The sequence below is a fragment of the Micromonospora sp. WMMD1274 genome (assembly GCF_049179035.1).
Lineage (GTDB): Bacteria > Actinomycetota > Actinomycetes > Mycobacteriales > Micromonosporaceae > Micromonospora > Micromonospora tulbaghiae.
The window spans coordinates 5,663,406-5,687,082 of record NZ_JBMHMG010000001.1; the positions used below are offsets into that span (position 1 = coordinate 5,663,406).

The following is a 23,677-nucleotide window of genomic DNA, read 5'->3' on the forward strand; positions in this document are numbered from 1 at the left end:
GGGGGAAATCGACAAACCGGGTGCCGGTTTGCCCGCCGAGCGGGAGGGAACCACACCAGACACCCGATCGAGACTCCAGGAGGACGAGATGCCCGGGCGCGAGGTACTGCCCAGCACGCTGCGGCGCTCCCCGGCGAAGGCGCAGCGGACCTGGGAGAAGACGCACGACTCGGCGGTCGAGACGTACGGCGAGGGGGAGCGGGCGCACCGCACCGCCTTCGCCGCGGTCAAGCACGAGTTCGAGAAGGTGGGCGACCACTGGGAGCCCAAGGGCCGCAAGGGGCCCAGCGACAAGCAGGCCGAGGGCGGCGGCCCGGCCCGGCGCGCGCCGACGGCCGGCGGGGTGGACGCCAACGCCACCAAGGACCACCTCATGGAGGTGGCGAAGAAGCTGGACGTGCGCGGCCGGTCCCGGATGACCAAGCCGGAACTGGTCAAGGCGATCGAGAAGGCCAACAACAACGCGACCCGCAAGGCCCGCGGGGGTCGTTGACCCCTGGGGTACGCGCCGAGCCCGGGACCGATGCGGTCCCGGGCTCGTGTCGTCCGGTCTCAGTCGTACGGTCTCACCAGTGGCCGCCGCCCGGCGCCTCCAGGTGCACCGCCTTCACGGTGCTGAACTCGTCCAGCAGTTCCGGGCCGTACCCGAAGCCCTGCCCACTGCCCCGGCGTGGCTGGGCCGCGCCGCCGGGCGCCCCGCCGAACACGGAGTTGATCTTCACGGTGCCGACCGGCAGCTCCCGCCAGGCGCGCTGGGCGTGGCTCATCGAACCGGTCAGCACGGTGGCGGCCAGGCCGTACGGGGAGTCGGCCGCACAGCGCAACCCCTCGCTGAACGAGTCGACCACCACCACCGGGGCGACCGGCCCGAACGTCTCCTCGCGGACCAGCGCCATGTCGTGGCGGCAGCCCTCGATGACGGTGGCCGGGTAGAACGCGCCGGGCCCGTCCGGCAGCACACCGCCGGTGCGTACCCGGGCGCCGTCGGCGAGCGCGGCGGTGACCTGCCCGTGTACGTGGTCCCGGTGCCGCCGGTCGACCAGCGGCGCGAGCTGCGTGCCCGGGTCACGGCCGGGGCCCAGGGTGAGCGCCTCGGCGCGCGCCACGAGCGCGTCCAGGAAACCCTCGGCGACGTCGCGGTGCACGTAGATCCGCTCCACCGCCACGCAGATCTGACCGGCGTTGGCGAAGCAGCCGAGCGCCGCCTGTTCGGCCGCCCAGACCGGGTCGACGTCCGCGTCCACCACGAGCGGGTCGCTGCCGCCGTTCTCCAGCAGCACCTTCGCCCCGGTGCGCGCGCCCGCGGCGGCGATCGCCCGGCCGGTGGCAGTGGAACCGACGTGGGCGATCACGTCCAGCTCCTGCCCGGCCAGCGCGGCGCCCACCTCGCCGCCGCCGGTGAGCAGCGACAGCACACCGGCCGGCAACGCCGAGTCCAGCGCGCGGGCCAGCAGCCAGCCGGTGGCAGGGGTCCGCTCGCTCGGCTTGTAGACCACCACGTTGCCGGTGACCAGGGCCGCGCCGAGCAGTCCGCAGGACACCGCCACCGGGTCGTTCCACGGGCTGATCGCGGCGACCACGCCACGCGGCTCGGGGGCCATGAAGTCCAGGGCGTCGTGCGCGCCGTGCAGCGTCCGGCCGCCCCGCAGCGGGGCCAGTTCGGCGTACTGTCGCAGCGTGCCGATGGCCGCATCCACCCCGCCCCGCGCGTCGTCGAGCGGCTTGCCCATCTCCGCCGTGGTCGCCTCGGCCAGCTCGCCGGCCGCCGCCTCGACCGCGTCGGCCGCCCGGTGCAGCGCCGCGGCCCGTTCCGCGGGTGCGGTCGCCGCCCACTCCGCCGCCGCGCCCCGGGCCGCCTCCACCGCCTTGGCCACCTCGTCGGCGGTGGCCACCGGCGCCCGCGTCACCGGCGACCCGTCCGCCGGATCGTGGACGACCAGCTCGCCGCCCTCGCCGCCGGCGCCCCACACTCCACCAATGAGCTGCGCAACCGTGTACATGCGGCCATGCTTGCCCCGGCCTGGGCGGGGCAAACGCGTTTCGCCCGGTGAGCGGCCGGGTAGGCGGATCCGATGACCTCCACCGCAGACGCCGTCGTCATCGGGGCCGGGCACAACGGGCTGGTGGCCGCGAACCTGCTCGTGGACGCCGGCTGGGACGTCGAGGTCCTGGAGGCCACCGAGGCGCCCGGCGGGGCCGTCCGCTCCGCGTACGTGACCGCGCCCGGTTACCTCAGCGACCTCTACAGCTCCTTCTACCCGCTCGGCTACGCCTCCCCGGTGCTCGACGGGCTGGACCTGGAACGGCACGGCCTGTCCTGGACGCACGCGCCGGACGTGCTGGCACACCTGCTGCCCGACGGCCGCGCCGCGGTGCTCAACCGCGACCTGGACGTCACCGCCGCCTCGCTGGAGGCGTTCGCCCCCGGTGACGGGGAGCGCTGGCGGCACGCGTACGCGGACTGGTGCCAGGTCGCCGAGCCGATGCTGCAGACCATCACCACCCCGTTCCCGCCGGTGCGCGGCGGGCTGGGCCTGCTGCGGCAGCTCCGGGTCGGCGGCGCGCTCCGGCTCGCCCGCCGCCTCGTGCTCCCGGTCCGCAAGCTCGGCGCCGAGCTGTTCGAGGGCGAGGGCGGCACCGTGCTGCTGGCCGGTTGCGCCCTGCACACCGACCTGTCCCCGGAGGAGGCCGGCTCCGGCGTCTACGGCTGGCTGCTCGCCATGCTCGGCCAGCAGGTCGGCTGGCCGGTGCCGGTCGGCGGCGCCCAGCGGATCACCGACGCGCTCGTGACCCGCCTAATCGAGCGGGGCGGGCGGATCACGTACGGCGCCCGGGTCGAGCGGGTGCTCACCGCTCGGGGCCGGGCGATGGGCGTCCGCACCGCTGGCGGCACCGACTGGCGGGCCCGGCGCGCGGTGCTCGCCGACGTGCCGGCGCCGGCGCTCTTCCTCGACCTGGTCGGCGCGGCGGCGCTGCCGCCCCGGATGGTCGAGGACCTGGCGCACTTCAAGTGGGACGGCTCGACGCTCAAGGTCGACTGGGCGCTGTCCGCGCCGGTGCCGTGGAAGAACCGCGACCTGGCCGGCGCCGGCACCGTGCACCTGGGCGCAGACCTCGACGGCCTCACCACGTACGCGGCCGAGCTGGCCCGCGGTGAGCTGCCGCGGGATCCGTTCCTGCTGGTGGGGCAGATGTCGGTGGCCGACCCGAGCCACTCACCGCCCGGCACCGAGTCGCTCTGGTCCTACACCCACCTGCCGTTCCGCCGGAACTGGCGGGCCGAGGACGTGGCGGGGCACGTGGAGCGGATGGAGGAGGTGCTGGAGGCGGCGGCGCCGGGTTTCCGGGCGTCGATCGTCGGGCGGCACGTGGCCGGCCCGGCCGACCTGGAGGCCGCCGAGCCGAGCCTGGTCGGTGGAGCGCTGGGCGGCGGCACCGCCGCCGCGTACCAGCAGTTGTTCCTGCGCCCGATCCCCGGCCTGGGCCGGGCCGACACCCCGGTGGACCGGCTCTACCTGGCCAGCGCCTCCGCGCATCCCGGCGGCGGCGTCCACGGCGCGCCGGGGGCGAACGCGGCGCGCGCCGCGCTGGCCCGCGACCGGGCCGTCACCGGCGCGGTGTACGCCCGGACGATCGCCGCCGCCCACCGCACCGTCTACCGCTGACCCGACCGCGCCTCCACCCGGATGCAGCCGTAGATCTTGGTACGAAAGTGCCCCTATGGGGGCCGTTTCCTACCAAGATCTACGGGCTGCCCGCGACGAGGTGCTCAAGCGGCATCGCTGATCGCCGACTGCGCCGACCGAGCCGACGGCTGATGTCCGCCGCGCACTCGACGGCTGACGGCCGTGCACGATGCGTCACGCTGCGTGTTCGGCGCTGCAGCGACGGTAGGACTGCAACGCCGCCTTTGCTCTGCAGCCGCATACGCATCGGTCACGCACTGTGCCCGCACCGGGAGTCGGGCGGAACGGTGCCGTGAGGTTCGCCCCTGCTCGGGGCCGTGCTGCGCCGATGGCTGCAGAGCAAAGGGGCCGACGGGGGGAAGTGACGGGACGACCGCGCCCTCACGCGCGGTGACGATGACGTGGCGTGAGGGCGCGGTGGAGCTGCGGGAGCGTTCAGGTGTCGAGGTTGCGGTGCCGGCTGCGCAGCTTGAACGGCATCAGGGCGCTCTCGATCTTCGTGGCGGTGGTCATCTTCGAGTCGCCGTCGCGGCGCTCCTCGAAGCGGATCGGCACCTCGAGGATCGTGTGACCCAGCTTGGTGGCGAGGTAGTGCATCTCCACCTGGAAGCTGTAGCCGTTGGACTGCACCCGGTCCAGCCCGATCGCGCGCAGCGCGTCGGACCGCCAGATCTTGAAGCCGGCGGTCAGGTCGCGGATGCGTACCCGCAGCAGCGTGTGCACGTAGAGGTTCGCCCAGCCGCTGAGCGCGCGCCGGTACAGCGGCCAGTTCTCGTCCAACTCGCCGCCAGGCACGTAACGCGAACCGATGACCACCGAAGCCTGGGTGGACAGCAGCGCGCCGAGCATGCCGGGCAGCGCCTCCGGCGGGTGCGACAGGTCGGCGTCCATCTGCGCGACGAAGTCCGCGCCGTCGTCGAGCGCCCGGCCGATGCCGTCCACGTACGCCCGGCCGAGACCCTCCTTGCCCGGGCGGTGCAGCACCGTCACCCGGTCCGGGTGCTCGATGGCCAGTTTGTCGGCGACCTCGCCGGTACCGTCCGGGGAGTTGTCGTCGGCGACCAGCACCTTCAGCCCCGGCAGCGGCAGCGCGAGGAGGCGCTCGACCAGCACCGGGAGGTTGCCCGCCTCGTTGTAGGTCGGAACGACGACGGTCAGGCGCGCATCCCCCCACGGGGAGGGTAACTGCACGGGTTCGATCATCACGGACATCCTCGGTCAGCCGACAGGTTCACCTGAGAGGGTAGCCAGTCCCTCGCGCGGCAGCCGCACAGACGCCCCGCCACCGATCGATCACCGCTCCGGCTTCTGCCGTGTCGCGATGTCGGACAGCCGAGCCAACGTCTCCCGGTTGCGCAGGTGCAGCACCAGGTCGTTGAGTTTGGTCCGGACCCATCGCAGTGGCCCGGCGGCGAAGTCCTCGCCGATCGTCACCCGGGTCCGGCCGTCCTGCAGCGGCTCCAGGGCGAACGCCACGATCGCCTCCCCGGCCGGCCACAGCCCGGCGCGCAGCACGAGCCGGTGCGGCGCCTGGCACTCCAGCACCGTCGACTTGTCCTGCAGCGAGAACGGCCAGGGCCCGGCCCGATGGTGCAGGTTGCTGCCGACGCGCGGCCACGTGTCGTCCACGTCCCGCACGTGCGCGGTGCCCACCACCCAGTCGCTGTACGTCCACCCGTCCGCGAGCACCTCGAAGACCTGCTCCGGGGGCGCGTCGATCACCTTCTCCACAACCGCCATCATCGAGCGGTACCCCGGCGCGGGCCGTCGCTAACGGCGATCCGGGTTAGCTTCTCCGGGGCGGCGGGTATCGCCGGACACGGGCCGGTCGTGGCAGGCATGCACCCGGCTGTGCGGCACCGGCGGGGCGGCCAGGCGCCGACGTTGACGTTTACTCCTCGGGGCGTCGGGAACCCGCCGCCCGTGCGACGGGACCAGGAGCGGGATCAGTGCAGGTCAGCCCGGGTTGACCCGGGTGCTGACCGGTTCCCGTCCGGCCTGTACGACGCGGTGCTGCTGGACCGCGACGGCACGCTGGTGGAGGACGTGCCGTACAACGGCGACCCGGAGAAGGTACGGCCGGTGCCGGGCGCCCGGGAGGCGCTGGACCGGTTGCGGGCCGCCGGGTTGCGGCTGGCCGTGGTGACGAACCAGTCCGGCCTGGCCCGGGGCTGCTTCACGGCGCACGACCTGCGCCTGGTCAACGCCCGGGTGGAGGAGCTGCTCGGGCCCTTCGACCACTGGGCGATCTGCCCGCACGCGGAGGCCGACGGGTGCGCCTGCCGCAAGCCCGCGCCCGGCCTCGTACACGAAGCCGCCGCCGCGCTCGGGACCACGCCGACCCGGTGCGTGCTGATCGGGGACATCGGCGCGGACACGGCAGCCGCCGCCGCTGCGGGCGCCGCCGCGATCATGGTGCCCACGCCGGCCACCCGGGCCGCCGAGGTGGCTGCCGCGCCCACAGTCGCCGCCGACCTGCCGGACGCGGTGGGCATCGTGCTGGCCCGGATGCGCCTGACGGCGGCGCCGCGGCCCGCGCACCGGTCGCGCCGGGGAACCGTGCTGGTGGTGCGCAGCGACGCGGCGGGCGACGTGCTGGTGACCGGTCCGGGCATCCGGGCGGTAGCGGCCGGCGCGGAGCGGGTGGTGCTGCTGTGCGGGCCGCGCGGCCGGGCCGCCGCCGAGCTGCTGCCGGGCGTCGACGAGATCATCGAGGCGCCGCTGCCGTGGATCGACGCGCCCGCCCCGCCCGTCGACCCCGACGCGGTGCACGCGCTGACCGACCGGCTGGCGGCGGTACGCGCCGACGAGGCGGTCGTGTTCACCTCCTTCCACCAGTCCGCCCTGCCCCTGGCCCTGCTGCTACGCCTGGCCGGCGTGCCCCGGATCAGCGCGATCAGCGACGACTACCCCGGCAGCCTGCTCGACGTGCGCCACCGCGTCCCGGCCGGCGTACCCGAACCCGAACGCGCCCTGTCCCTCGCCGCCGCCGCCGGCTTCGCGCTGCCCGGCCACGACGAACCGGCGCTGCGCATCCGCACCGACCGGCTTCCGCCGCCCGCTGCCGACGCCGGGGCGCCCGGCTACGTGGTCCTGCACCCCGGATCCTCGGTGGAGACCCGCGCCTGCCCGGAGGAACTGGCCACCCGCGTGGTCCGGGTGCTCGGCGCCGCCGGTCACCGGGTCGTGGTCACCGGCGGGCCGGACGAACGGGACCTGACCGCACGCGTCGCCGCGGCGGGCGGCGTCGACCTGGGCGGGCGGACCGGGCTGGACGACCTGGCCGCGGTGATCGCCGGGGCCGGCGCGCTGGTGGTCGGCAACACCGGCCCGGCGCACCTGGCCGCCGCGCTCGGCGTGCCGGTGGTGAGCCTGTTCGCACCCACTGTGCCGTTCGGACAGTGGGGACCGTACCGGGTGCCGACGGTGCGCCTCGGTGACGCGGGCGCCGCGTGCCGGGACACCCGCGCCACCGTCTGCCCGGTCCCCGGGCACCCGTGCCTGTCGGCGGTCGAGCCGGGACGGGTGCTGGAGGCGTTGCGGCTGCTGCGCGTACCGGCGCCGGTGGCGGGCGGGGTGGCCGGATGAACATCCTGCTGTGGCACGTGCACGGCTCCTGGACGACGTCCTTCGTGCACGGCAAGCACCGCTACCTGGTGCCGGTCACCCCGGACCGGGGTCCGTACGGCCTCGGCCGGGCGCGCACCTACCCGTGGCCGGACAGCGCCGTGGAGGTCACCCCCGAGGAACTGCGCGACACGGACGTCGATTTGGTGATCCTGCAACGCCCGGAGGAGATCGACCTGGCCGCCGAATGGCTCGGCCGCCGGCCGGGCCGCGACGTGCCGGCGATCTACGTCGAGCACAACACCCCGAAAGGCGACGTGCCCAACACCCGGCACCCGATGGCCGACCGCGACGACCTGCTCCTCACCCACGTCACCGCGTTCAACGAACTGTTCTGGGACAACGGCGGCACCAGGACCACAGTGGTCGACCACGGCGTCGTACCGCCCGCCGTCGAGTGGACCGGCGAACTCGACCGCCTCGCCGTGGTGATCAACGAGCCGGTACGCCGCTGGCGGGTCACCGGCACCGACCTGCTCGCCCGGTTCGCCGCGCTGGCGCCGCTGGACGTCTACGGGATGAAGGTGGACGGGCTCGCCGCCCACCTCGGCCTCCCGGAGGACCGGCTGACCAGCCACGACGACGTACCCCAGCACGCCATGCACGCCGAACTCGCCAAACGGCGCGCGTACCTGCACCTGTGCCGCTGGACCTCACTCGGCCTCAGCCTCATCGAGGCCATGACCATGGGCATGCCCGTGGTGGCACTGGCCACCACCGAGGCGGTGGAGGCGGTGCCGCCGGCCGCGGGCGCGCTGTCCACCCGCGTCGACACGCTCGTCGACGCCGCCCGTGGCCTGCTGGACGACAGGGAGTCCGCCCGCCGGGCGGGCGCCGTGGCCCGGGCCGCCGCCCGGGACCGCTACGGCCTGGAGCGATTCCTCGCCGACTGGGACCGGCTGCTGGAGGAGGAAGTATGCGCATCGCGATGATCTCGGAGCATGCCAGCCCGCTCGCCGTCCTCGGCGGGGAGGACGCCGGTGGCCAGAACACGCATGTCGCGGAGCTCTCCGCCGCGCTCGCAGCCGCCGGTCACGACGTGCGTGTCTACACCCGCCTCGACGCGGTGGACCTGCCGGTGAGCGTCCGCACGCCGGACGGGTACGAGGTGGTGCACGTACCGGCCGGGCCGGCCGAACCGGTGGCCAAGGACGACCTGCTGCCGTACATGCCGGCGTTCGGGCAGTGGCTGGCCGACCGGTGGCGCACCGGCGACTGGCAGCCCGAGGTGGTGCACGCGCACTTCTGGATGAGCGGGCTGGCGGGTCTCGCCGCGGCCCGCCGCGCCGGCGTGCCGGTGGTGCAGACGTACCACGCGCTCGGCACCGTGAAGCGCCGCCACCAGGGCGTGCAGGACACCAGCCCACCGGGCCGGGTCGAGCACGAGCGGAAGCTGGGCCGCTCGGTGGACCGGGTGGTCGCCCAGTGCCAGGACGAGGTCGCCGAACTGGTCCGGATGGGCGTGCCCCGGTCCCGGATGACAGTCGTGCCGTCGGGGGTGAACCTGACGACGTTCTCCCCGCTCGGCCCGGTCGCCGACCGCGACGGCGGCCGGGCCCGCATCCTCACCGTCGGCCGGCTGGTCGAGCGCAAGGGCTTCCAGGACGTCATCCGGGCCGTCGCCGAGGTGCCGGACGCCGAGTGCGTGGTGGTCGGCGGGCCGCCGGCCGGGCTGCTGGAGACCGACCCGTACGCGTTGCGCCTGCGCGCGCTGGCCCACTCCCTCGGCGTCGCCGACCGGGTGCGGCTGGTCGGCGCGGTCCCCCGGGAGGAGATGGGCCGCTGGTACCGGTCGGCCGACGTGCTCGTCGCCGCCCCCTGGTACGAGCCGTTCGGGCTCACCCCGCTGGAGGCGATGGCCTGCGGCGTACCGGTGGTCGCGACGGCGGTCGGCGGGCTGATCGACACGGTGGTGGCCGGACGCACAGGTGACCTGGTGCCGCCCCGGGAGCCGGCGGCCCTCGGCGCGGCGATCCGGGGCCTGCTCGGCGACCGGATCCGCCGCTTCGCCTACGCCACCTCCGCACTGGAGCGTGCCCGCACCCGCTACTCCTGGGCCACCACTGCCGACCGCCTCACCGAGCTGTACGGCGAGGTGGCCACCGTGCGCCGCCCGACCCGGGTGGTCGCCTGATGACGGCCGGGACGCCGGCCGCCGGCGCGACGGTGCTGGAGGACCACCTGAGCCTGCTGGCCGCCGCGCTGCTGCCGCTGCGGGAGGCGGAACAGATGCTGGCCCGCTGGGGTGCGGAACTGGCGCAGCGGCTGGCCGCCGGTGGCCGGCTGCTGGTGGCGGGCAACGGCGGCAGCGCCGCCGAGGCCCAGCACCTCACCGCCGAACTCGTCGGCAAACTCCGCCACGACCGCCAACCCCTGTCCGCCATCGCACTGCACGCCGAAACCAGCGCCCTCACCGCCATCGCCAACGACTACGGATACGACGAAACCTTCGCCCGACAGGTACGCGCCCACGGCCGACCCCACGACATCCTCCTGCTCCTGTCCACCAGCGGCACCAGCACCAACCTCCTCACCGCCGCCCACGCCGCACACCAGACCGGACTACGCTGCTGGGCCTTCACCGGACCCGCACCCAACCCCCTCGCCGACCTCTGCCACGAACACCTGGCGATCGACTCGCCGGACGGGCAGGTGGTGCAGGAACTGCACCTGGTGGCCTCGCACGTGCTCTGCGAGTACGTCGAACTCGCGCTGCCCGCAGCGCTCGCCGCCCGGCCGGCGGCCGGGCCGGTTCGCGCCGGTGTCGAGGTCGTCCTCACCGAGCCGGACCTCACCGAGCCGGACCCGACGGCGCCGGCCGGCCGGGGAGGCCCGGCATGAGGGGACCGGTGGTGGTGCTCGGTGACACGCTGCTGGACCGCGACGTCGAAGGTCTGGTGAACCGGCTCTGCCCGGACTCCCCGGTGCCGGTGCTGGACGAGACCGTATCCGTCGACCGGCCCGGCGGCGCCGGGCTGGCCGCCGTCTTCGCCGCCGCGCAGGGCGCCGAGGTCGCGCTGGTCACCGCCGTCGCCGACGACGCGGGCGGGGCGCGGCTGGGCACGCTGCTCGCCGCCGCCGGGGTCCGGTTGTACGCGCTGCCGCTGGCCGGCGCCACCCCGGAGAAGATCCGGCTGCGGGTGCGCGGCCGGGTGCTGCTGCGCCACGACCGGGGCGGGACCGCCGGCGCGCCGGGTCAGCCGAGCGACGCCGTGCTGCGGCTGCTCGCCGACGCGTCCGCCGTGCTGGTCAGCGACTACGGCCGGGGCGTGGCGGGGCATCCGGCGCTGCGCGCCGCGCTGGCCGCCACCCGGGCGCCGGTGGTCTGGGATCCGCATCCGCGCGGGCCGGCCGCCGTACCCGGGGTGCACCTGGCCACCCCGAACGAGCCGGAGGCCCGCGAGCTGGCCAAGACGCCCCCGGGCGGGTCCCGCCTGGCCGTCGCGTCCCGCAGCGCGCACGCGTTGCGCCGCCGCTGGCAGGCGCGCGCGGTCGCGGTGACGCTCGGTGGGGACGGCGCGCTGCTCAGCCACTCCGGGTCCACGCCCCTGGTGGTGCCGGCGCCGCCCGCCGAGGGGGACACCTGCGGGGCCGGTGACCGGTTCGCGTCCACCGCGACGCTGGCGCTGGCCCGGGGCGCGCTGGTGTCCGAGGCGGTCCAGGAGGCGGTCGCCGAGGCGTCGGCGTACGTGGCCGGCGGTGGCGTCGCAGCCGCGCTGCCCGCGCCGGTGCGCGCGGTGGCCCCGGCGGTGGTCACCGGCGGCGGGGACCGGATCGGCGCCGGGGCGGCCGGCGAGGTGGTGGCCCGGGTACGCGCGGCCGGCGGCACGGTGGTGGCCACCGGCGGCTGCTTCGACCTGCTGCACGCCGGGCACGTCGCGACGCTCCAGGCGGCCCGGCAACTCGGGGACTGCCTGGTGGTCTGCCTCAACTCCGACGCCAGCGTGGCCGGGCTGAAGGGTCCGGAGCGTCCGGTCGTGCCGCAGGGCGACCGGGGACGGCTGCTCGCCGCGCTCGGCTGCGTCGACGCGGTGCTGATCTTCGACGAGCCGACCCCGGAGGCGGCGCTGTCCTGGCTGCGCCCGGACATCTGGGTCAAGGGCGGCGACTACGCCAGCGGCGGCGGCCCGGAGACGCTGCCCGAGACGGAGATCCTGGCCCGCTGGGGCGGTCACACGGTGGTCGTGCCGTACCTCGACGGGCGCTCGACCACCGACATGATCGCGGCGGCGCGGGCCGGGCGGGGCAGCGGCGGCTGGCCGGCCGTGCCGGTCGACCCGGCCGAGGCCGCCGCGCAGGTCCGGTCCACGGCGAAGGGAGCACGATGAACGAGCGACGCATCCGACCCGGCGCGGTCGCGCCCGCCGGTGCGACGGTGGCGGCGTGAGCGCCGGCGCGCCCGGAGCCGGGCCGACCGTCCTGGTCACCGGCGGCTCCAGCGGGCTCGGCGCGGCGGTGGTCGCCGCGGTGGCCCGCGCCGGCGGGCGCCCGCTGGTGCTGGACCGGCAGCGTCCCGCCGACGGGGTGCCCTGGGTCGAGTGCGACCTGGCCGACACCCGCGCCGCCGAGGCCGCCACCCGCGACCTCGCGGAACGCTCCGGCGGGCTGGACGCCGTGGTCACCGCCGCCGGGCTGGACGTACCCGGGAAGCTGGCCGACATCCCGGCGGAGACCTGGGAGCGGATCGTCACGGTGGACCTGCTCGCCACCGCCGCGGTGATCCGGGCCGCGCTGCCCTGGCTGGAGGCGTCGCGGGGCAGCATCGTCACCGTGGCCTCGACGCTCGGGGTGAAGGCGGTCGGCGACGCGACCGCGTACTGCGCGGCGAAGTTCGGGGTGGTGGGCTTCACCCGCGCGCTCGCCGCCGAACTGGCCGGCGCGGTCGGCGTGACGCTGCTGATCCCCGGCGGGATGCGGACCGCGTTCTTCGACGAGCGGGACGCGCAGTACCGCCCCGGCCCGGACGCGGTGCTCAACGAGCCGGCCGACACCGCCGCCGCCGTCATGTTCGCGCTGTCCCAGCCGGCCGGCTGCGCGGTACGCGAGATGGTGGTCTGCGCCGCGCAGGAGTCCTCGTACCCGTGATCCTGGTGCTGCGGGCGCTCGGGGTCGGCGATCTGGCCACCGCCGTGCCGGCGCTGCGCGGCCTGCGCGCCGGCCTGCCGGGCCGGGAGCTGGTGCTCGCCGCCCCGGCCTGGCTGGCGCCGCTGGCGGAGCTGACCGGGGCGGTCGACCGGGTGCTGCCCACCACCGGGCCGGACCGGATCGCCTGGACCGGCCCGCCGCCCGAGGTGGCGGTCAACCTGCACGGCCGCGGACCGCTGTCGCACCGGGCGCTGGCCGCCGTCCGCCCCGGCCGGCTGCTCGCCCACCGCAACCCGGACGCCGGCCACCCGGACGGCCCGGCCTGGGACGACGACGAGCACGAGGTCCGCCGCTGGTGCCGGCTGCTGCACGCGTACGGGCTGCCGGCCGACCCGGCGGACCTGGCGCTGCGGCGTCCGGCGGTGACCGGCGTACCGGCCGGGGTGACGCTGCTGCACCCGGGCGGCAAGATCCCGGCGAAGCGCTGGCCGGCGGACCGGTTCGCCCGGCTGGCCCGGGAGCTGGCCGCGCGCGGGCACCGGGTGGCGGTCACCGGCTCGCCGGACGAGCGGGCGCTGGCCGAGCGGGTCGCCCGCGACGCCGGGCTGCCGCCGGAGGCGGTGCTGGCCGGCCGGACCGGACTGGCCGAGCTGGCCGCGCTCGTGGCGGGCGCGCGGCTGGTGGTCAGCGGCGACACCGGCGTGGCCCACCTCGCCACCGGCTACGGCACCGCGTCGGTGGTGCTGTTCGGGCCGGTGCCGGCCGCGCACTGGGGCCCACCGCCGGACCGGCCCCGGCACCGGGCGCTGGGTGCGATCGAGCACACCACCGTCAACCGGGATTCGACCGGGTCGGGCCGGGTAGGAACCCACCCGACATTGAATGCCATCGGGATCGACGAGGTGGTGGCTGCGGTGGCCGACGTGGAACGGGTCTCCGGTGCGGTTGCGGCGTAGCGATCCGGGCCGGCCGGGGTACGCGCGCCGGCGGCGTGGCAAGGGCTGGCTGTTCCTCGACCCGACCGGCGAGCCGGTGCGCGACGCCGGGGAACTGGCCCGGCTGCGCGAGCTGGTGATCCCGCCCGCCTGGCGCGACGTGTGGATCTCGCCGTACCCGAACGGCCACATCCAGGCCACCGGCATCGACGCGGCGGGCCGCAAGCAGTACCTCTACCACCCGCACTGGCGGCGCAAGCGCGACGAGGCCAAGTTCGACCACGTGCTGGAGGTGGCCCACCGGCTGCCCGCGCTGCGCGACCGGGTCACCCACGACCTGTCGCTGCGCGGACTGCGCCGGGAGCGGGTGCTGGCCACCGTCGCCCGGCTGCTCGACATGGGCGCGTTCCGCGTCGGCAGCGACCAGTACGCCACCGGCGACGACCCCACGTTCGGGGTGTCCACGCTGCGTCCCGAGCACGCCCGCTCCCGGGGCGGCTGCGTGGTGTTCGAGTTCCCGGCCAAGGGCGGCATCGACCAGGTCCGCCGGATCGAGGACGCCGAGCTGTGCCGGGTGCTGCTCAACCTGCGCCGCCGCCGGCGCGCCCAGGAGCGGCTGTTCGGCTACTGGGACGGCCGGGCCTGGCGCGACGTGCGCAGCGACGAGGTGAACGACTACCTGCGCGACGCCAGCGGCGGCGAGATGACGGCGAAGGACTTCCGCACCTGGCACGCGACGGTGCTGGCCGCCGCCGAACTGGCCACTGTGGGTCCGCAGCGCTCCGCGACCGCCCGCAGGCGCGCCGTGGCGGCGGTGATGCGTTCGGTGGCCGACCTGCTCGGCAACACCCCGACGGTGGCCCGGACCTCGTACGTGGACCCGCGTGTGGTCGACCTCTACCACGACGGGGTGCTGGCGCCGGTGCAGCCGGAGATGCCGCGCGAGGCGGTGGAGAAGTCGGTGCTGGCGCTGCTGGAGGAGGAGGCCGGCTGACGCCGACCGGCCCCGCCGGTCCTGGGGGGAAGCGCGACGGGGCCGGAAATCTCGGCCGCCGGTGCGGTCCCGGGAGGCCACACCGGGCGGGGCCGCCCGCGGCCGGGACCGCCGCGGGCGCCACGCCCGGCCCCCCGATATCCGTGGGCCCGCCACGAACGGCACGGGCCCGGGTTTCAGTATGTACGGGACAGGTTGACGGTGGATGCCGTGCTGTTGACGATCCGTGCCGGTTCCAGGTGGCGGGTCCGGTACTCCTGAGGTGTCTCGCCCTGCGCCGCCCGGAAGACCCGGCTGAAGTGCGCCTTGTCCCGGAAGCCCCAGCGGGCGGCGACGACCTGGATCGGGCGGTCGCTCAGCGCCGGGTCGGCGAGGTCGCGGCGGCACCGGGCCAGCCGCTCGTCCCGGATGTACGCGGCCACCGTGGTCTCCTCGTCCTCGAAGAGCCGGTGCAGCGAACGCACCGAGATGTGGTGCGCGTCGGCGACCGCGCGCGGATCGAGCGTGGCGTCGCCGAGGTGCTGGCGCACGTACGCGCGTACCTGGGCCTGGAGTGCCCGGCGCCGGACCTCGGTGGGCATCTCGTCCTCGGAGACGAGATTGCGGCCGAGCAGCGTGGCGATCAGGTCGAGACCGACGGCGCCGAGCCGCTCCGCGTCGGCCGCGTGGTACTGCTCGGGGTTCGCGGTGATCCGGGTGAGGAAGTCGGCGACCAGCCCGCCGATGCCCTCGGAGCCGGACATCCGGCCGGCGAACAGGGGAGCGAGCCGGCGGGGCGGCAACGGCAGCGCGTCGTACGGCACCAGGGCCGCGATCGAGCGGGCGAACTCGGGTCCGGCGGGGTCGGCGTGGTGACTGAGTTCGTGCGGCCGGGAGCAGTCGTAGAAGGTGAGGTCGCCGGGGCTGCACCGGGCGCGCTGCCCCGCCTGGTCGGCCTGGCTGGTGCCGCTGAGCGTCAGCGCGAGCATGTAGTAGTCGGGGTCGGAGCGCTGGATCAGTTTCGCGGTGCGCACGCAGTCCACCGACGGGTAGCGGTGGCGGATGAGCTGCATCGGGCCCAGGTCGACGAACTCGGCCCGCGCCACGAAGTCGTCGGCGTGCGCGCTGTACACCCGCAGCGGCGTCGGGGTGCTCGCCATCGTGTCCAGCCATATGCCGAAGCGCTCCCGAGGCGGCAGCGCCCGCGTGTCGAGGACCTGCCGGTGCAGCTTCCCGTCCATAGAAACGACTCCCCGTGTTCGTCACGCCCTGCACAAACAGGACGCCCCACGGGGCCGAAAAGCGACACCCGTGGGGCCGTGACGTCCGTCATTGACGGATCTGCGCACGTTCTGTTAGGAGTCCGTTCAGTCGTTCAGCACCTGGGACAGCCGGTCGCGGAACCGGCGCTCGGAATCGGTCACCGCGTCGCCGCCGAGGCCCAGGATGCCGCCGGTGGAGGCCGCGCCCACCACCTGCTCGGCGATGTCCACCAGCCAGTGCCGGTACGCCCCGGCCTGACCCTCGTCCACCCGTGCGGCGAGCAGCGCGGACGCCTGCCCGGCCCGGGCCAGCACGTCCTCGATCATCGCCTTCGGGTCCTGCGGCGTGAGCACCGGCAGCTCCGCGCCGGTCTCCGGGTCGCCCACCCGGTCGACGACCTCACCGGCCACGGCGGCGACCAGCGGGCTGGCCGACTCCCGGCCGGCGGCGATGGTCTCCAGCCCGGCGGCGTTCTCGGCCATGGTGCGGCGGGTGCCGTCGGACTCGGCGGCGGCCGCCGCGGTGAGCACCGACTGCGGCAGCCCCACAAGCAGTCCCCACTCCTCGTCGGAGACGCCGAACCGGGTGTACGCCGGCTGCTCGATCACGATCAGGCCCCTTTCGCCGTGGTCGTCGTTGTCGACGGGCGCCCCCGCGGCGCCCGGGTCAGGCTAGTCCAGCTCCAGCAGGCCCTGTTCGGACACCACGCGCACGGACAGCGTCTTGTAGCCCACCTCGTCGAAGAGCACGGTCATCCGGTCCTCCTCGTAGCTGAGCACCAGGCCGGCGCCCCACTCCGGGTGGCGTACCTGGCTGTGCACCGGGAACGGCCCGACCGCGCCGTCGCCCGCGACACTGGTGCCGGCGTGGCAGTTGTCGCAGTGCCCGCAGACCTCGTTCATCTGCTCACCGAAGTACGCCAGCAGGGCCTGGCCCCGGCAGCCGGTGGTCTCGGCGAACGCGCGCATCATGTCGGTACGCGACCGGGTCACGGTCTGCTGCCGTTCCGCCTCGGCCAGCGCGGCGCGGCCGGACTCGGCGGCCGCCGGCGCGTACCGTGGTGCGCCGATGCGCTGCTTGGCGCGTGGCTCGGCGGCCCCGATCTGCTCCAGCAGGGACAGGTACTGCCCCAGCTTGCGCGGGCCGAGGCCGGTCAGCTCGCGCAGCTCCTTGCGGTTGCGGGCCTTGCCGCGCAGCACCGCGGCGAGCTCGGTCAGTTCCTTCTCGTCCGGCAGGCCGCCGCTGAAGTAGCGCTGGAGGCCGACGTCCTCGGCGCGCCACAGCAGCAGCACCCGGGCCGGCGAGCCGTCGCGTCCGGCCCGGCCGATCTCCTGGAAGTAGCTGTCCGGCGAGTCGGGCAGCGCCATGTGCACCACCCAGGCGATGTTCGGCTTGTCGATGCCCATGCCGAACGCCGACGTGGCCACCATGATCGGCACCCGGTCGGCCAGGAACGCCTCGTGCAGCTCGTGCCGGGCCGCGGTGGGCATGCCGCCGTGGTAGAAGTCGGCCGGGTAACCGGCGCCGGTGAGCCGCTCGGCCAGCTCCTCGGCCGCCCGGCGGGTCGGCACGTAGATGATGCCGGGCCGCTCGTCGTCGCTCAGCAGCGCGATCAGCCGACGCCACCGGTAGTCCTCGGTCGGGCAGTAGGCCACCTCCAGGAAGAGGTTCGGCCGGTCCAGCCCGGAGACCACCACCTCCGGTTCGCGCAGCCGCAGCCGGGCGATGATGTCGTCGCGTACCGGCGGGGAGGCGGTCGCGGTGAGCGCCACCACGGGTGGCCGGCCCAGGCCGTCGATCAGGTGACCGAGCGCCAGGTAGTCCGGCCGGAAGTCGTGGCCCCACGCCGAGATGCAGTGGGCCTCGTCGATCGCCACCAGCGCCGGCTTCAGCTCGCGGACCTCGGCGAGCCGGTCCGGGTTGCTCAGCGCCTCCGGCGTGATGAACAGGAACTCCGCGCGCCCGGCGCGGATGTCCTCGATCGCCTCGGCCTGCTGGGCGGCGCTCTCGTCCGAGCTGATCCGCACCGCGCGCAGCTCCGGACGCTGCCGTTCGTTGAGCGCGGCGATCTGGTCCTGCTGCAACGCGAGCAGCGGGGAGATCACCACCGTCGGGCCGGGGATCAGGCTGGCCGGGATCTGGTAGATCGCCGACTTGCCGGCGCCGGTGGGCAGCACCACCAGGGCGTCGCGGCGCTTCATCACGGCGCGCATGGCGGCGAGCTGGTTGGGCCGCAGCGCGGTCCAGCCGAACAGGTTCCGCGCCGCCCGGCGCAGGCTGGAGGAGTGCGTGGTCAGTTTCATCAAGCGCCTCAGCTACCCCCGGTGATCCCGCGCGAAACCGTCCGGCCCGTCACCGGAGCCGGGGCAGGACCTCGCGCTGGTAGAGGTCGAACAGGCCCTGCCAGTGCGGGCCGGTGTTCGCCACGTAGACCTCGTCGAAGCCGGCCTTGGCGTACTCGTCGATCATCTCCAGGTGGGCGTCGGCGTCCCGGCCGCAGACGAACGCCTCCCGCACCTGCTCGGGCCGGACCAGTTCGGCGGCCTGCTCGAAGTGCCGGGGGGAGGGGAGCACCTGGGACAGCTCGCCCGGCACGCCCGCGTTGGGCCAGCGCTCGTACGCGATCCGCGCGCCCTCGTCGGCGGTGTCGGCGTACGCCGCCTTGAACCCGCCCTGGCACGGCTTGTCGCCGCCGCCGGACTCGCGGAACCGGCGCACCATGTCGGCGTCGGGCATGGTGCTGACGTAGCCGTCGCCGATCCGGCCGGCCAGCTCGATCGACTTCGGGCCGAACCCGGAGACGTAGATCGGCGGGGGAGTGTCCGGCCGGGTGTAGATGCGGGCGTGCTCGACCGTGTAGTGCTTGCCGTGGTGGTTGACGAACTCGCCGCGCCACAGCTCGCGGATCACCTCGACCGCCTCCTCCAGCATCTCCAGCCGTACGTCGGTCTGCGGCCAGGCGTCGCCGAAGATGTGCTCGTTGAGCGCCTCGCCGGTGCCCACGCCGAGCACGAAGCGGCCCTCGTGCAGTACCGCGCTGGTGGCCGCCGCCTGCGCGATGACGGCCGGGTGGATGCGCATGGTCGGGCAGGTGACAGCAGTGGTCACCGGCAGCCGGCAGACCTGGCTGAGCGCGCCGATGGTGGACCAGACGAACGGGCTCTGGCCCTGGGCGTCGACCCACGGGTGGTAGTGGTCGGAGATCCACAGTGCCTCGAAGCCGGCCTGCTCGGCGCCGCGCGCCTGGGCCAGCAGCTCCGCCGGGGTGTACTCCTCGCTGGACAGGAAGTAGCCGATCTTCATGGTGTGTGCCCTCTCCGCGGTGACCGGCGGGTCCGCCGGTGCCCGGACGGCTCCGTCGTGTCCGGACAGGGCAAGCCCTACCCCCGGCGGGCGGCTCCAACCCGGGCGGCGCGGGATCAGCGGCGGAACATGGCCCGGATCGCGATCAGCAGGAACAGGCCGCCGACCACCAGGCCGAGCAGGCGTACGCCGGGGATGTCGGCGGCGCTGGTGGCGTCGGCGAGCGGCAGAGCTGGCATGTGGGAACTCTCCCACGGGCCGTCCGGGTGCGCCAGCGGCTAACAGTAAGGATTGTTGACTATTTAGCTGCGCGGTGTGACCATGTCAGCACCCGCCGGCCCTGGCGGGTCCGTGGGGGAGACGGGGGTACGACAGCACATGAGCGAGCGGACCGTGGGATCGACCGGAGACCTGGCGGCGCTCGCCGCCGCCGTCCTGCAACCGGGGTTCGTCGGCACCACACCGCCGCCGTGGGTGTGCCGCTGGCTCGGCGAGGGCCTCGGCTCGGTCGTCCTGTTCGCCCGCAACGTCGTCGACCACGAGCAGGTCGCCACGCTCACCGCGAACCTGCGCGCCGAGCGGCCCGACGTCATCGTGGCGATCGACGAGGAAGCCGGCGACGTCACCCGGATCGAGTCCGCCCGGGGCAGCTCCCGTCCCGGCAACTACGCGCTCGGCGCGGTCGACGACCCGGCCCTGACCGAGGAGGTCGCCCGCGACCTCGGCGCCGAACTGGCAGCGGTCGGCGTGACGCTCGACTACGCCCCGGACGCCGACGTCAACTCCAACCCGGCCAACCCGGTCATCGGGGTGCGCTCCTTCGGCGCCGACCCGGACCTGGTCGCCCGGCACACCGCCGCCTGGGTACGCGGCCTGCAGTCCGGCGGCGTCGCGGCCTGCGCCAAGCACTTCCCCGGACACGGCGACACCCGGGTCGACTCGCACCACGACCTGCCCCGCATCGGCGGCGACCGGGCCCGCCTCGACGCGGTCGAGCTGGCCCCGTTCCGTGCCGCCGTGGCGGCCGGGGCGCAGGCGGTGATGACCGGCCACCTGCTGGTGCCGGCGCTCGACCCGGAGCTGCCCGCCACGCTCAGCCCGCGCGTGCTCGGCGGCCTGCTGCGCGAGGAGATGGGCTTCGGCGGCGTGGTGGTCACCGACGCGGTGGAGATGCGCGCGGTCGCCGACCGGTACGGCTTCACCGGTGCCGCGGTGCGCGCGCTGGTGGCCGGCGCGGACGCGATCTGCGTGGGCGGGGAACGGGCGACCGAGGCCGACGCCCGCGAGCTGCGCGACGCCATCGTCGCGGCGGTGATCAGCGGGGAGCTGCCCGAGGAACGCCTCGCCGAGGCGGCCAAGCGGGTCGGTCAGCTCGCCGCGTGGAGCGTCGCCGCCCGCGCCCGCCGGGTCGCCGGCCCGCCGTCCGCCGACGGCTCACCGATCGGGCTGACAGCAGCCCGCCGCGCGGTACGGGTCACCGGCGACGCCGGGCTGCTGCCGCTGACCGGCCCGGCCCACGTGGTGGAGTTCGCGCCGCCGCGCAACATCGCCATCGGCGAGGAGACGCCGTGGGGCATCGCCGCGCCGCTGACCCACCTGGCGCCCGGCACCACCACCGCCCGCTACGCCGCCGACGCCGTACCGGCCGACCCGGGCGCGACGCCCGCCGGCCGGCCGCTGGTGCTCGTGGTACGCGACCTGCACCGCCACGACTGGATGCGCGACGCGGTACGCCGGGCGCTCGCCGCCCGTCCCGACGCGGTGGTGGTCGAGCTGGGCGTGCCCGAGCTGGTCACCGGCGCGGTGCACCTGGCCACCCACGGCGCCACCGCCGCCGCGGCGCGAGCCGCCGCCGAGGTGCTGACCGGGGCGCGCTGACTCCCGGCCCGGCCGGGTGGGGAGGTCCCCCGGCCGGGCCGGGCCTCACGGCTTGCCGGCCACCAGGTCGGCGTACTCGGGGTGGCGTTCGATGAACGAGGCCACGAACGGGCACTGCGGCACCACCCGGCCGCCCCGGGCGCGGACCTGGTCCAGCGCGCCCCGGACCAGCGCGGCCCCGACGCCCTGACCCTGGAACCGGTCGTCGACCTCGGTGTGCGTGAAGACGAGCGTCTCGCCCCGGAGCGTGTACGCGGTGAACCCGGCCAGCGCGTCGTCCACCAGGATCTCGAAACGGCGCTTCGCGGCGTTCTCCTCGACCAGAAAACTCACCGGATCATTCTCCCTCCGGGCCCGGCCAGCCGGTCCAGTTCGGCCAGCAGCCGGTCCACCTCGTCGACTGTGTTGTAGTGGTAGACGCTCGCCCGCACCGCGCCGCCGCTGCCCCGCAGGCCCATGCCCTCGAAGTACTCGTAGGCGTAGTAGTCGCCGTGCGACAGGCACAGGCCCGCCTCGCCCAGCGCCGTCGCGGTCTGCGCCGGGGTCGCTCCGGCCACCCGGAACGACACGGTCGGGCAGCGCCGCGCCGGTGCGCCGTACACGGTCACGAACGGGCGGTCGGCCAGCCCGGCGAGCAGCCGGTCGAAGACCGCCTCCTCGTGCGCCTGCGCGCCGGCCAGGCCGGCGCGTACCCGCTCCCGCCGGTCGCCGGTCGCGGCCGGATCCAGACCGGCCAGGTGGTCCACCGCGGCGGTCACGCCGGCCAGCAGCGGGAAGCTCGGCGTGCCGTACTCGAACCGGTCCGGCACCCCGTCGGCGGAGGGGAGCAGCTTCGCCGGGCGCAGCGCCTCCCAGCGCGCCGGGTCGGCGACCATCGCCGCCAGGTGCGGCCCGGACCACTTGTACGCGCTCGTCACCAGGAAGTCCGCGCCGAGCGAGGCCGCATCGGTCGGGCCGTGCGGCACCGAGTGCACGCCGTCCACGCACACCAGCGCCCCGGCGGCGTGCGCGGTCTTGGCGATCGCCGCCACGTCCGGCACGGTGCCGATCGCGTTGCTGCCGGCGGTCACCGCGACCAGCCGGGTGCGCTCGGTGACCAGATCGGCGTACTGGCCGGTGGGCAGCTCGCCGGTCGCCGGGTCGAACTCGGCCCAGCGCACGGTGGCGCCGGCCGCCTGCGCGGCCTGCACCCACGGGCGGACGTTCGCGTCGTGGTCCAGCCGGGACACCACCACCTCGTCGCCCGGACGCCAGCCGGCGCCGAGCGTCCGGGCCAGCGTGTACGTCAGCGCCGTCGCGCTCGGCCCGAGCACCACGCCCGACGGCTGCGCGCCCAGCAGGTCGGCGACGGCGGCCCGCGCCCCGGCGACCAGATCCAGCGCCCGGCGGCCGGGCAGGAACGCGGTGCTGCGGTTGCCCGTCGCGGCGCGCATCGCCCCGGCCACCGCCTCGACCACGGCGGCGGCGGTCTGGGTGCCCCCGGCGCCGTCGAAGTGGGCGAATCCCTCGCCCAGGGCAGGGTAGGCGGCCCGGACCCGGGCGACGTCGAAAGCCATTCCGGAACCCTAGCGCGCACCCTGGACACCCTGCCCGGCGTGGCCGTCCCGCGCTCGCCCGCGAGGCCGCTGTGGCGTTCGCCGCCTATCCTTGGACGGGTGACGATCCGACGCGCCACCTCCGCCCCCGCCCGTCGCGCCGCCGGTCTGCTCGCCGGCCTCGCCCTCGGCGCCGCACTGCTCGCCGGATGCAGCTCCGAGGGCGCCGAGACCGACTGCGGTCTGGACGCCTGCACGATCACCTTCGACCGCGGCGTGGACGCCAGCGCCCGGATCCTCGGCGTCGAGGCGAAGCTGATCGGCGCCGACGGCGACCAGGTCACGGTCGAGGTCGCCGGGGAACAGCTCTCGCTCACGGTGGGCCAGCAGGCCACCGAGGTCGCCGGCTTCCAGGTCAGCCTGGACAGCGTCAACGAGCAGCAGGTGGTGGTGCGGGTCGCGCGCGACCTCAGCGCCTGATCCGTTTCGGCCGTCCCGGCGGGCGGCGACGTTTGGAAAATCGCCCGCCGGGAGATTGAGGGCTCATGTCTCTCACCCGGAACGCCGGAGCCACCGCCGCCCAGGCTCGAAACAGCCGGTGGCTCGAACTGTTGACCCGTGCCGGCTTCATCGGTTACGGAATCGTGCACCTTCTCCTCGCCTGGCTGGCGCTGCAGATCGCCTTCGGCAAGTCGGGCGAGGAGGGAAATCAGAACGGCGCGCTGCGCACCCTCGGTGAACAGCCGCTCGGGAAGTTCCTCCTGATCGCGATGGCGGTCGGCCTGTTCGCCATGGCGATCTGGCAGGCCTTCGAGGCGATCTCCGGCCACGTGTCCAAGACCGGCAAGGAGCGACTGTTCGAACGGATCGCCTCGGTGGTCCGGGTCGTCGTCTTCGTCTGGCTCGGCTGGACCGCGATCAAGGTCTTCCAGGACGCCAGCTCCAACGCCTCGGACCAGCAGCAGCAGCTCTCCGAGAAGCTGATGGCCTCCGACGGCGGCCGGTGGCTGGTCGGGCTGGCCGGCCTCGCGCTCGCCGGGCTCGGCATCGGCATGGTGATCTACGGCCTGAAGAAGAAGTTCGAGCGCAACCTCAAGACCGGCGAGATGAGCCCGAAGACCCGGCAGCTCACCCGTCGCCTCGGCATGGCCGGGTACGCCTCCCGGGGCGCCGTGTTCGCCGTCGCCGGCGTGCTGGTCGTGATCGCCGCCGTGAACTACGACCCGGAGAAGGCGCGTGGCCTCGACGCCGCGCTGCGGACGCTGCGCGACCAGGCGTACGGGCCGTGGCTGCTGGCGCTCATGGCGCTCGGCATCGCCGCGTTCGGTGTCTACTGCTTCTTCCAGTCCCGGTACCGCAAGGTCTGATCCTGGTCGATACCCGGGCCGCCGG

The 23,677-nt window shown here is 75.0% G+C and carries 23 protein-coding genes; 13 read left to right on the forward strand and 10 right to left on the reverse strand.

The window, feature by feature from the left end:
* Nucleotides 1-88: 88 nt before the first annotated feature.
* Entirely contained in the window at nucleotides 89-493 is a 405-nt protein-coding gene (locus tag ACN27D_RS26830; protein WP_030499864.1) for a ChaB family protein, read from the forward strand.
* Nucleotides 494-566: 73 nt separating this feature from the next.
* Here the strand turns inward: ACN27D_RS26830 and ACN27D_RS26835 are convergent, their stop codons facing one another.
* The gene (locus ACN27D_RS26835) at nucleotides 567-2,000 is read right to left on the reverse strand and encodes an aldehyde dehydrogenase family protein (RefSeq protein ID WP_357898896.1); all 1,434 of its coding nucleotides are present in this window, start codon (nucleotides 1,998-2,000) and stop codon (nucleotides 567-569) included.
* 72 nt (nucleotides 2,001-2,072) lie between these two features.
* On the opposite strand from ACN27D_RS26835, the gene ACN27D_RS26840 reads away from it, so the two are divergent.
* The gene (locus ACN27D_RS26840) at nucleotides 2,073-3,665 is read left to right on the forward strand and encodes a phytoene desaturase family protein (RefSeq protein WP_421500311.1); all 1,593 of its coding nucleotides are present in this window, start codon (nucleotides 2,073-2,075) and stop codon (nucleotides 3,663-3,665) included.
* A gap of 456 nt (nucleotides 3,666-4,121) precedes the next feature.
* Here the strand turns inward: ACN27D_RS26840 and ACN27D_RS26845 are convergent, their stop codons facing one another.
* The gene (locus ACN27D_RS26845; protein WP_121685420.1) at nucleotides 4,122-4,889 is read right to left on the reverse strand and encodes a polyprenol monophosphomannose synthase; all 768 of its coding nucleotides are present in this window, start codon (nucleotides 4,887-4,889) and stop codon (nucleotides 4,122-4,124) included.
* A 90-nt stretch (nucleotides 4,890-4,979) separates the two neighbouring features.
* Nucleotides 4,980-5,426, reverse strand: coding sequence for an SRPBCC family protein (locus tag ACN27D_RS26850; protein WP_120573857.1), 447 nt, complete (start codon nucleotides 5,424-5,426; stop codon nucleotides 4,980-4,982).
* Nucleotides 5,427-5,609: 183 nt separating this feature from the next.
* On the opposite strand from ACN27D_RS26850, the gene ACN27D_RS26855 reads away from it, so the two are divergent.
* Genes ACN27D_RS26855 through ACN27D_RS26890 form a run of 8 tightly spaced genes read left to right on the forward strand, consistent with a single transcriptional unit; the run spans nucleotide 5,610 to nucleotide 14,327 of the window.
* The gene (locus ACN27D_RS26855) at nucleotides 5,610-7,274 is read left to right on the forward strand and encodes an HAD-IIIA family hydrolase (RefSeq protein WP_421500312.1); all 1,665 of its coding nucleotides are present in this window, start codon (nucleotides 5,610-5,612) and stop codon (nucleotides 7,272-7,274) included.
* Complete coding sequence (locus ACN27D_RS26860; RefSeq protein WP_121685418.1) at nucleotides 7,271-8,245, forward strand: glycosyltransferase; 975 nt, start codon at nucleotides 7,271-7,273, stop codon at nucleotides 8,243-8,245. The genes ACN27D_RS26855 and ACN27D_RS26860 overlap by 4 nt, the downstream gene beginning before the upstream one ends.
* On the forward strand, nucleotides 8,230-9,447 hold the full coding sequence (locus tag ACN27D_RS26865; protein ID WP_121685417.1) for a glycosyltransferase: 1,218 nt from the start codon (nucleotides 8,230-8,232) through the stop codon (nucleotides 9,445-9,447). Before ACN27D_RS26860 ends, ACN27D_RS26865 begins: the two co-directional genes overlap by 16 nt.
* Entirely contained in the window at nucleotides 9,447-10,154 is a 708-nt protein-coding gene (locus ACN27D_RS26870) for a D-sedoheptulose-7-phosphate isomerase (protein ID WP_358172892.1), read from the forward strand. Before ACN27D_RS26865 ends, ACN27D_RS26870 begins: the two co-directional genes overlap by 1 nt.
* Entirely contained in the window at nucleotides 10,151-11,641 is a 1,491-nt protein-coding gene (locus ACN27D_RS26875; RefSeq protein ID WP_393378442.1) for a PfkB family carbohydrate kinase, read from the forward strand. The genes ACN27D_RS26870 and ACN27D_RS26875 overlap by 4 nt, the downstream gene beginning before the upstream one ends.
* 55 nt (nucleotides 11,642-11,696) lie before the next feature.
* A complete protein-coding gene (locus tag ACN27D_RS26880) occupies nucleotides 11,697-12,398 on the forward strand; it encodes an SDR family oxidoreductase (RefSeq protein WP_421500313.1) in 702 nt (233 codons plus the stop codon).
* A complete protein-coding gene (locus tag ACN27D_RS26885; RefSeq protein ID WP_121685413.1) occupies nucleotides 12,395-13,354 on the forward strand; it encodes a glycosyltransferase family 9 protein in 960 nt (319 codons plus the stop codon). The genes ACN27D_RS26880 and ACN27D_RS26885 overlap by 4 nt, the downstream gene beginning before the upstream one ends.
* Complete coding sequence (locus ACN27D_RS26890; RefSeq protein ID WP_421500314.1) at nucleotides 13,338-14,327, forward strand: DNA topoisomerase IB; 990 nt, start codon at nucleotides 13,338-13,340, stop codon at nucleotides 14,325-14,327. The genes ACN27D_RS26885 and ACN27D_RS26890 overlap by 17 nt, the downstream gene beginning before the upstream one ends.
* 176 nt (nucleotides 14,328-14,503) lie before the next feature.
* On the opposite strand, the gene ACN27D_RS26895 is transcribed toward ACN27D_RS26890, so the two are convergent.
* The 5 genes from ACN27D_RS26895 to ACN27D_RS26915 all read right to left on the reverse strand — a co-directional run bounded on the left by ACN27D_RS26895 (nucleotide 14,504) and on the right by ACN27D_RS26915 (nucleotide 19,111).
* A complete protein-coding gene (locus ACN27D_RS26895; RefSeq protein ID WP_421500315.1) occupies nucleotides 14,504-15,547 on the reverse strand; it encodes a helix-turn-helix domain-containing protein in 1,044 nt (347 codons plus the stop codon).
* 126 nt (nucleotides 15,548-15,673) lie between these two features.
* On the reverse strand, nucleotides 15,674-16,177 hold the full coding sequence (locus tag ACN27D_RS26900) for a hypothetical protein (RefSeq protein ID WP_121685410.1): 504 nt from the start codon (nucleotides 16,175-16,177) through the stop codon (nucleotides 15,674-15,676).
* A gap of 63 nt (nucleotides 16,178-16,240) precedes the next feature.
* The gene (locus ACN27D_RS26905; RefSeq protein WP_350816016.1) at nucleotides 16,241-17,872 is read right to left on the reverse strand and encodes a RecQ family ATP-dependent DNA helicase; all 1,632 of its coding nucleotides are present in this window, start codon (nucleotides 17,870-17,872) and stop codon (nucleotides 16,241-16,243) included.
* 49 nt (nucleotides 17,873-17,921) lie between these two features.
* The gene (locus ACN27D_RS26910) at nucleotides 17,922-18,872 is read right to left on the reverse strand and encodes a TIGR03557 family F420-dependent LLM class oxidoreductase (protein WP_357898880.1); all 951 of its coding nucleotides are present in this window, start codon (nucleotides 18,870-18,872) and stop codon (nucleotides 17,922-17,924) included.
* Nucleotides 18,873-18,988: 116 nt separating this feature from the next.
* Complete coding sequence (locus tag ACN27D_RS26915; RefSeq protein ID WP_255474080.1) at nucleotides 18,989-19,111, reverse strand: hypothetical protein; 123 nt, start codon at nucleotides 19,109-19,111, stop codon at nucleotides 18,989-18,991.
* A gap of 139 nt (nucleotides 19,112-19,250) precedes the next feature.
* On the opposite strand from ACN27D_RS26915, the gene ACN27D_RS26920 reads away from it, so the two are divergent.
* Nucleotides 19,251-20,750, forward strand: coding sequence for a glycoside hydrolase family 3 protein (locus ACN27D_RS26920; RefSeq protein WP_120570592.1), 1,500 nt, complete (start codon nucleotides 19,251-19,253; stop codon nucleotides 20,748-20,750).
* 45 nt (nucleotides 20,751-20,795) lie between these two features.
* On the opposite strand, the gene ACN27D_RS26925 is transcribed toward ACN27D_RS26920, so the two are convergent.
* Both ACN27D_RS26925 and ACN27D_RS26930 read right to left on the reverse strand, forming a co-directional pair.
* The gene (locus ACN27D_RS26925) at nucleotides 20,796-21,083 is read right to left on the reverse strand and encodes a GNAT family N-acetyltransferase (RefSeq protein WP_252448590.1); all 288 of its coding nucleotides are present in this window, start codon (nucleotides 21,081-21,083) and stop codon (nucleotides 20,796-20,798) included.
* Nucleotides 21,080-22,306: a cysteine desulfurase-like protein gene (locus tag ACN27D_RS26930; RefSeq protein WP_421500316.1), complete on the reverse strand. Its 1,227-nt coding sequence runs from the start codon at nucleotides 22,304-22,306 to the stop codon at nucleotides 21,080-21,082. Before ACN27D_RS26930 ends, ACN27D_RS26925 begins: the two co-directional genes overlap by 4 nt.
* 99 nt (nucleotides 22,307-22,405) lie before the next feature.
* Between ACN27D_RS26930 and ACN27D_RS26935 the strand changes: the two genes are divergently transcribed.
* On the forward strand, nucleotides 22,406-22,765 hold the full coding sequence (locus ACN27D_RS26935) for a hypothetical protein (RefSeq protein ID WP_121685405.1): 360 nt from the start codon (nucleotides 22,406-22,408) through the stop codon (nucleotides 22,763-22,765).
* A gap of 65 nt (nucleotides 22,766-22,830) precedes the next feature.
* Nucleotides 22,831-23,652, forward strand: coding sequence for a DUF1206 domain-containing protein (locus ACN27D_RS26940; RefSeq protein WP_121685404.1), 822 nt, complete (start codon nucleotides 22,831-22,833; stop codon nucleotides 23,650-23,652).
* Nucleotides 23,653-23,677: the final 25 nt, after the last annotated feature.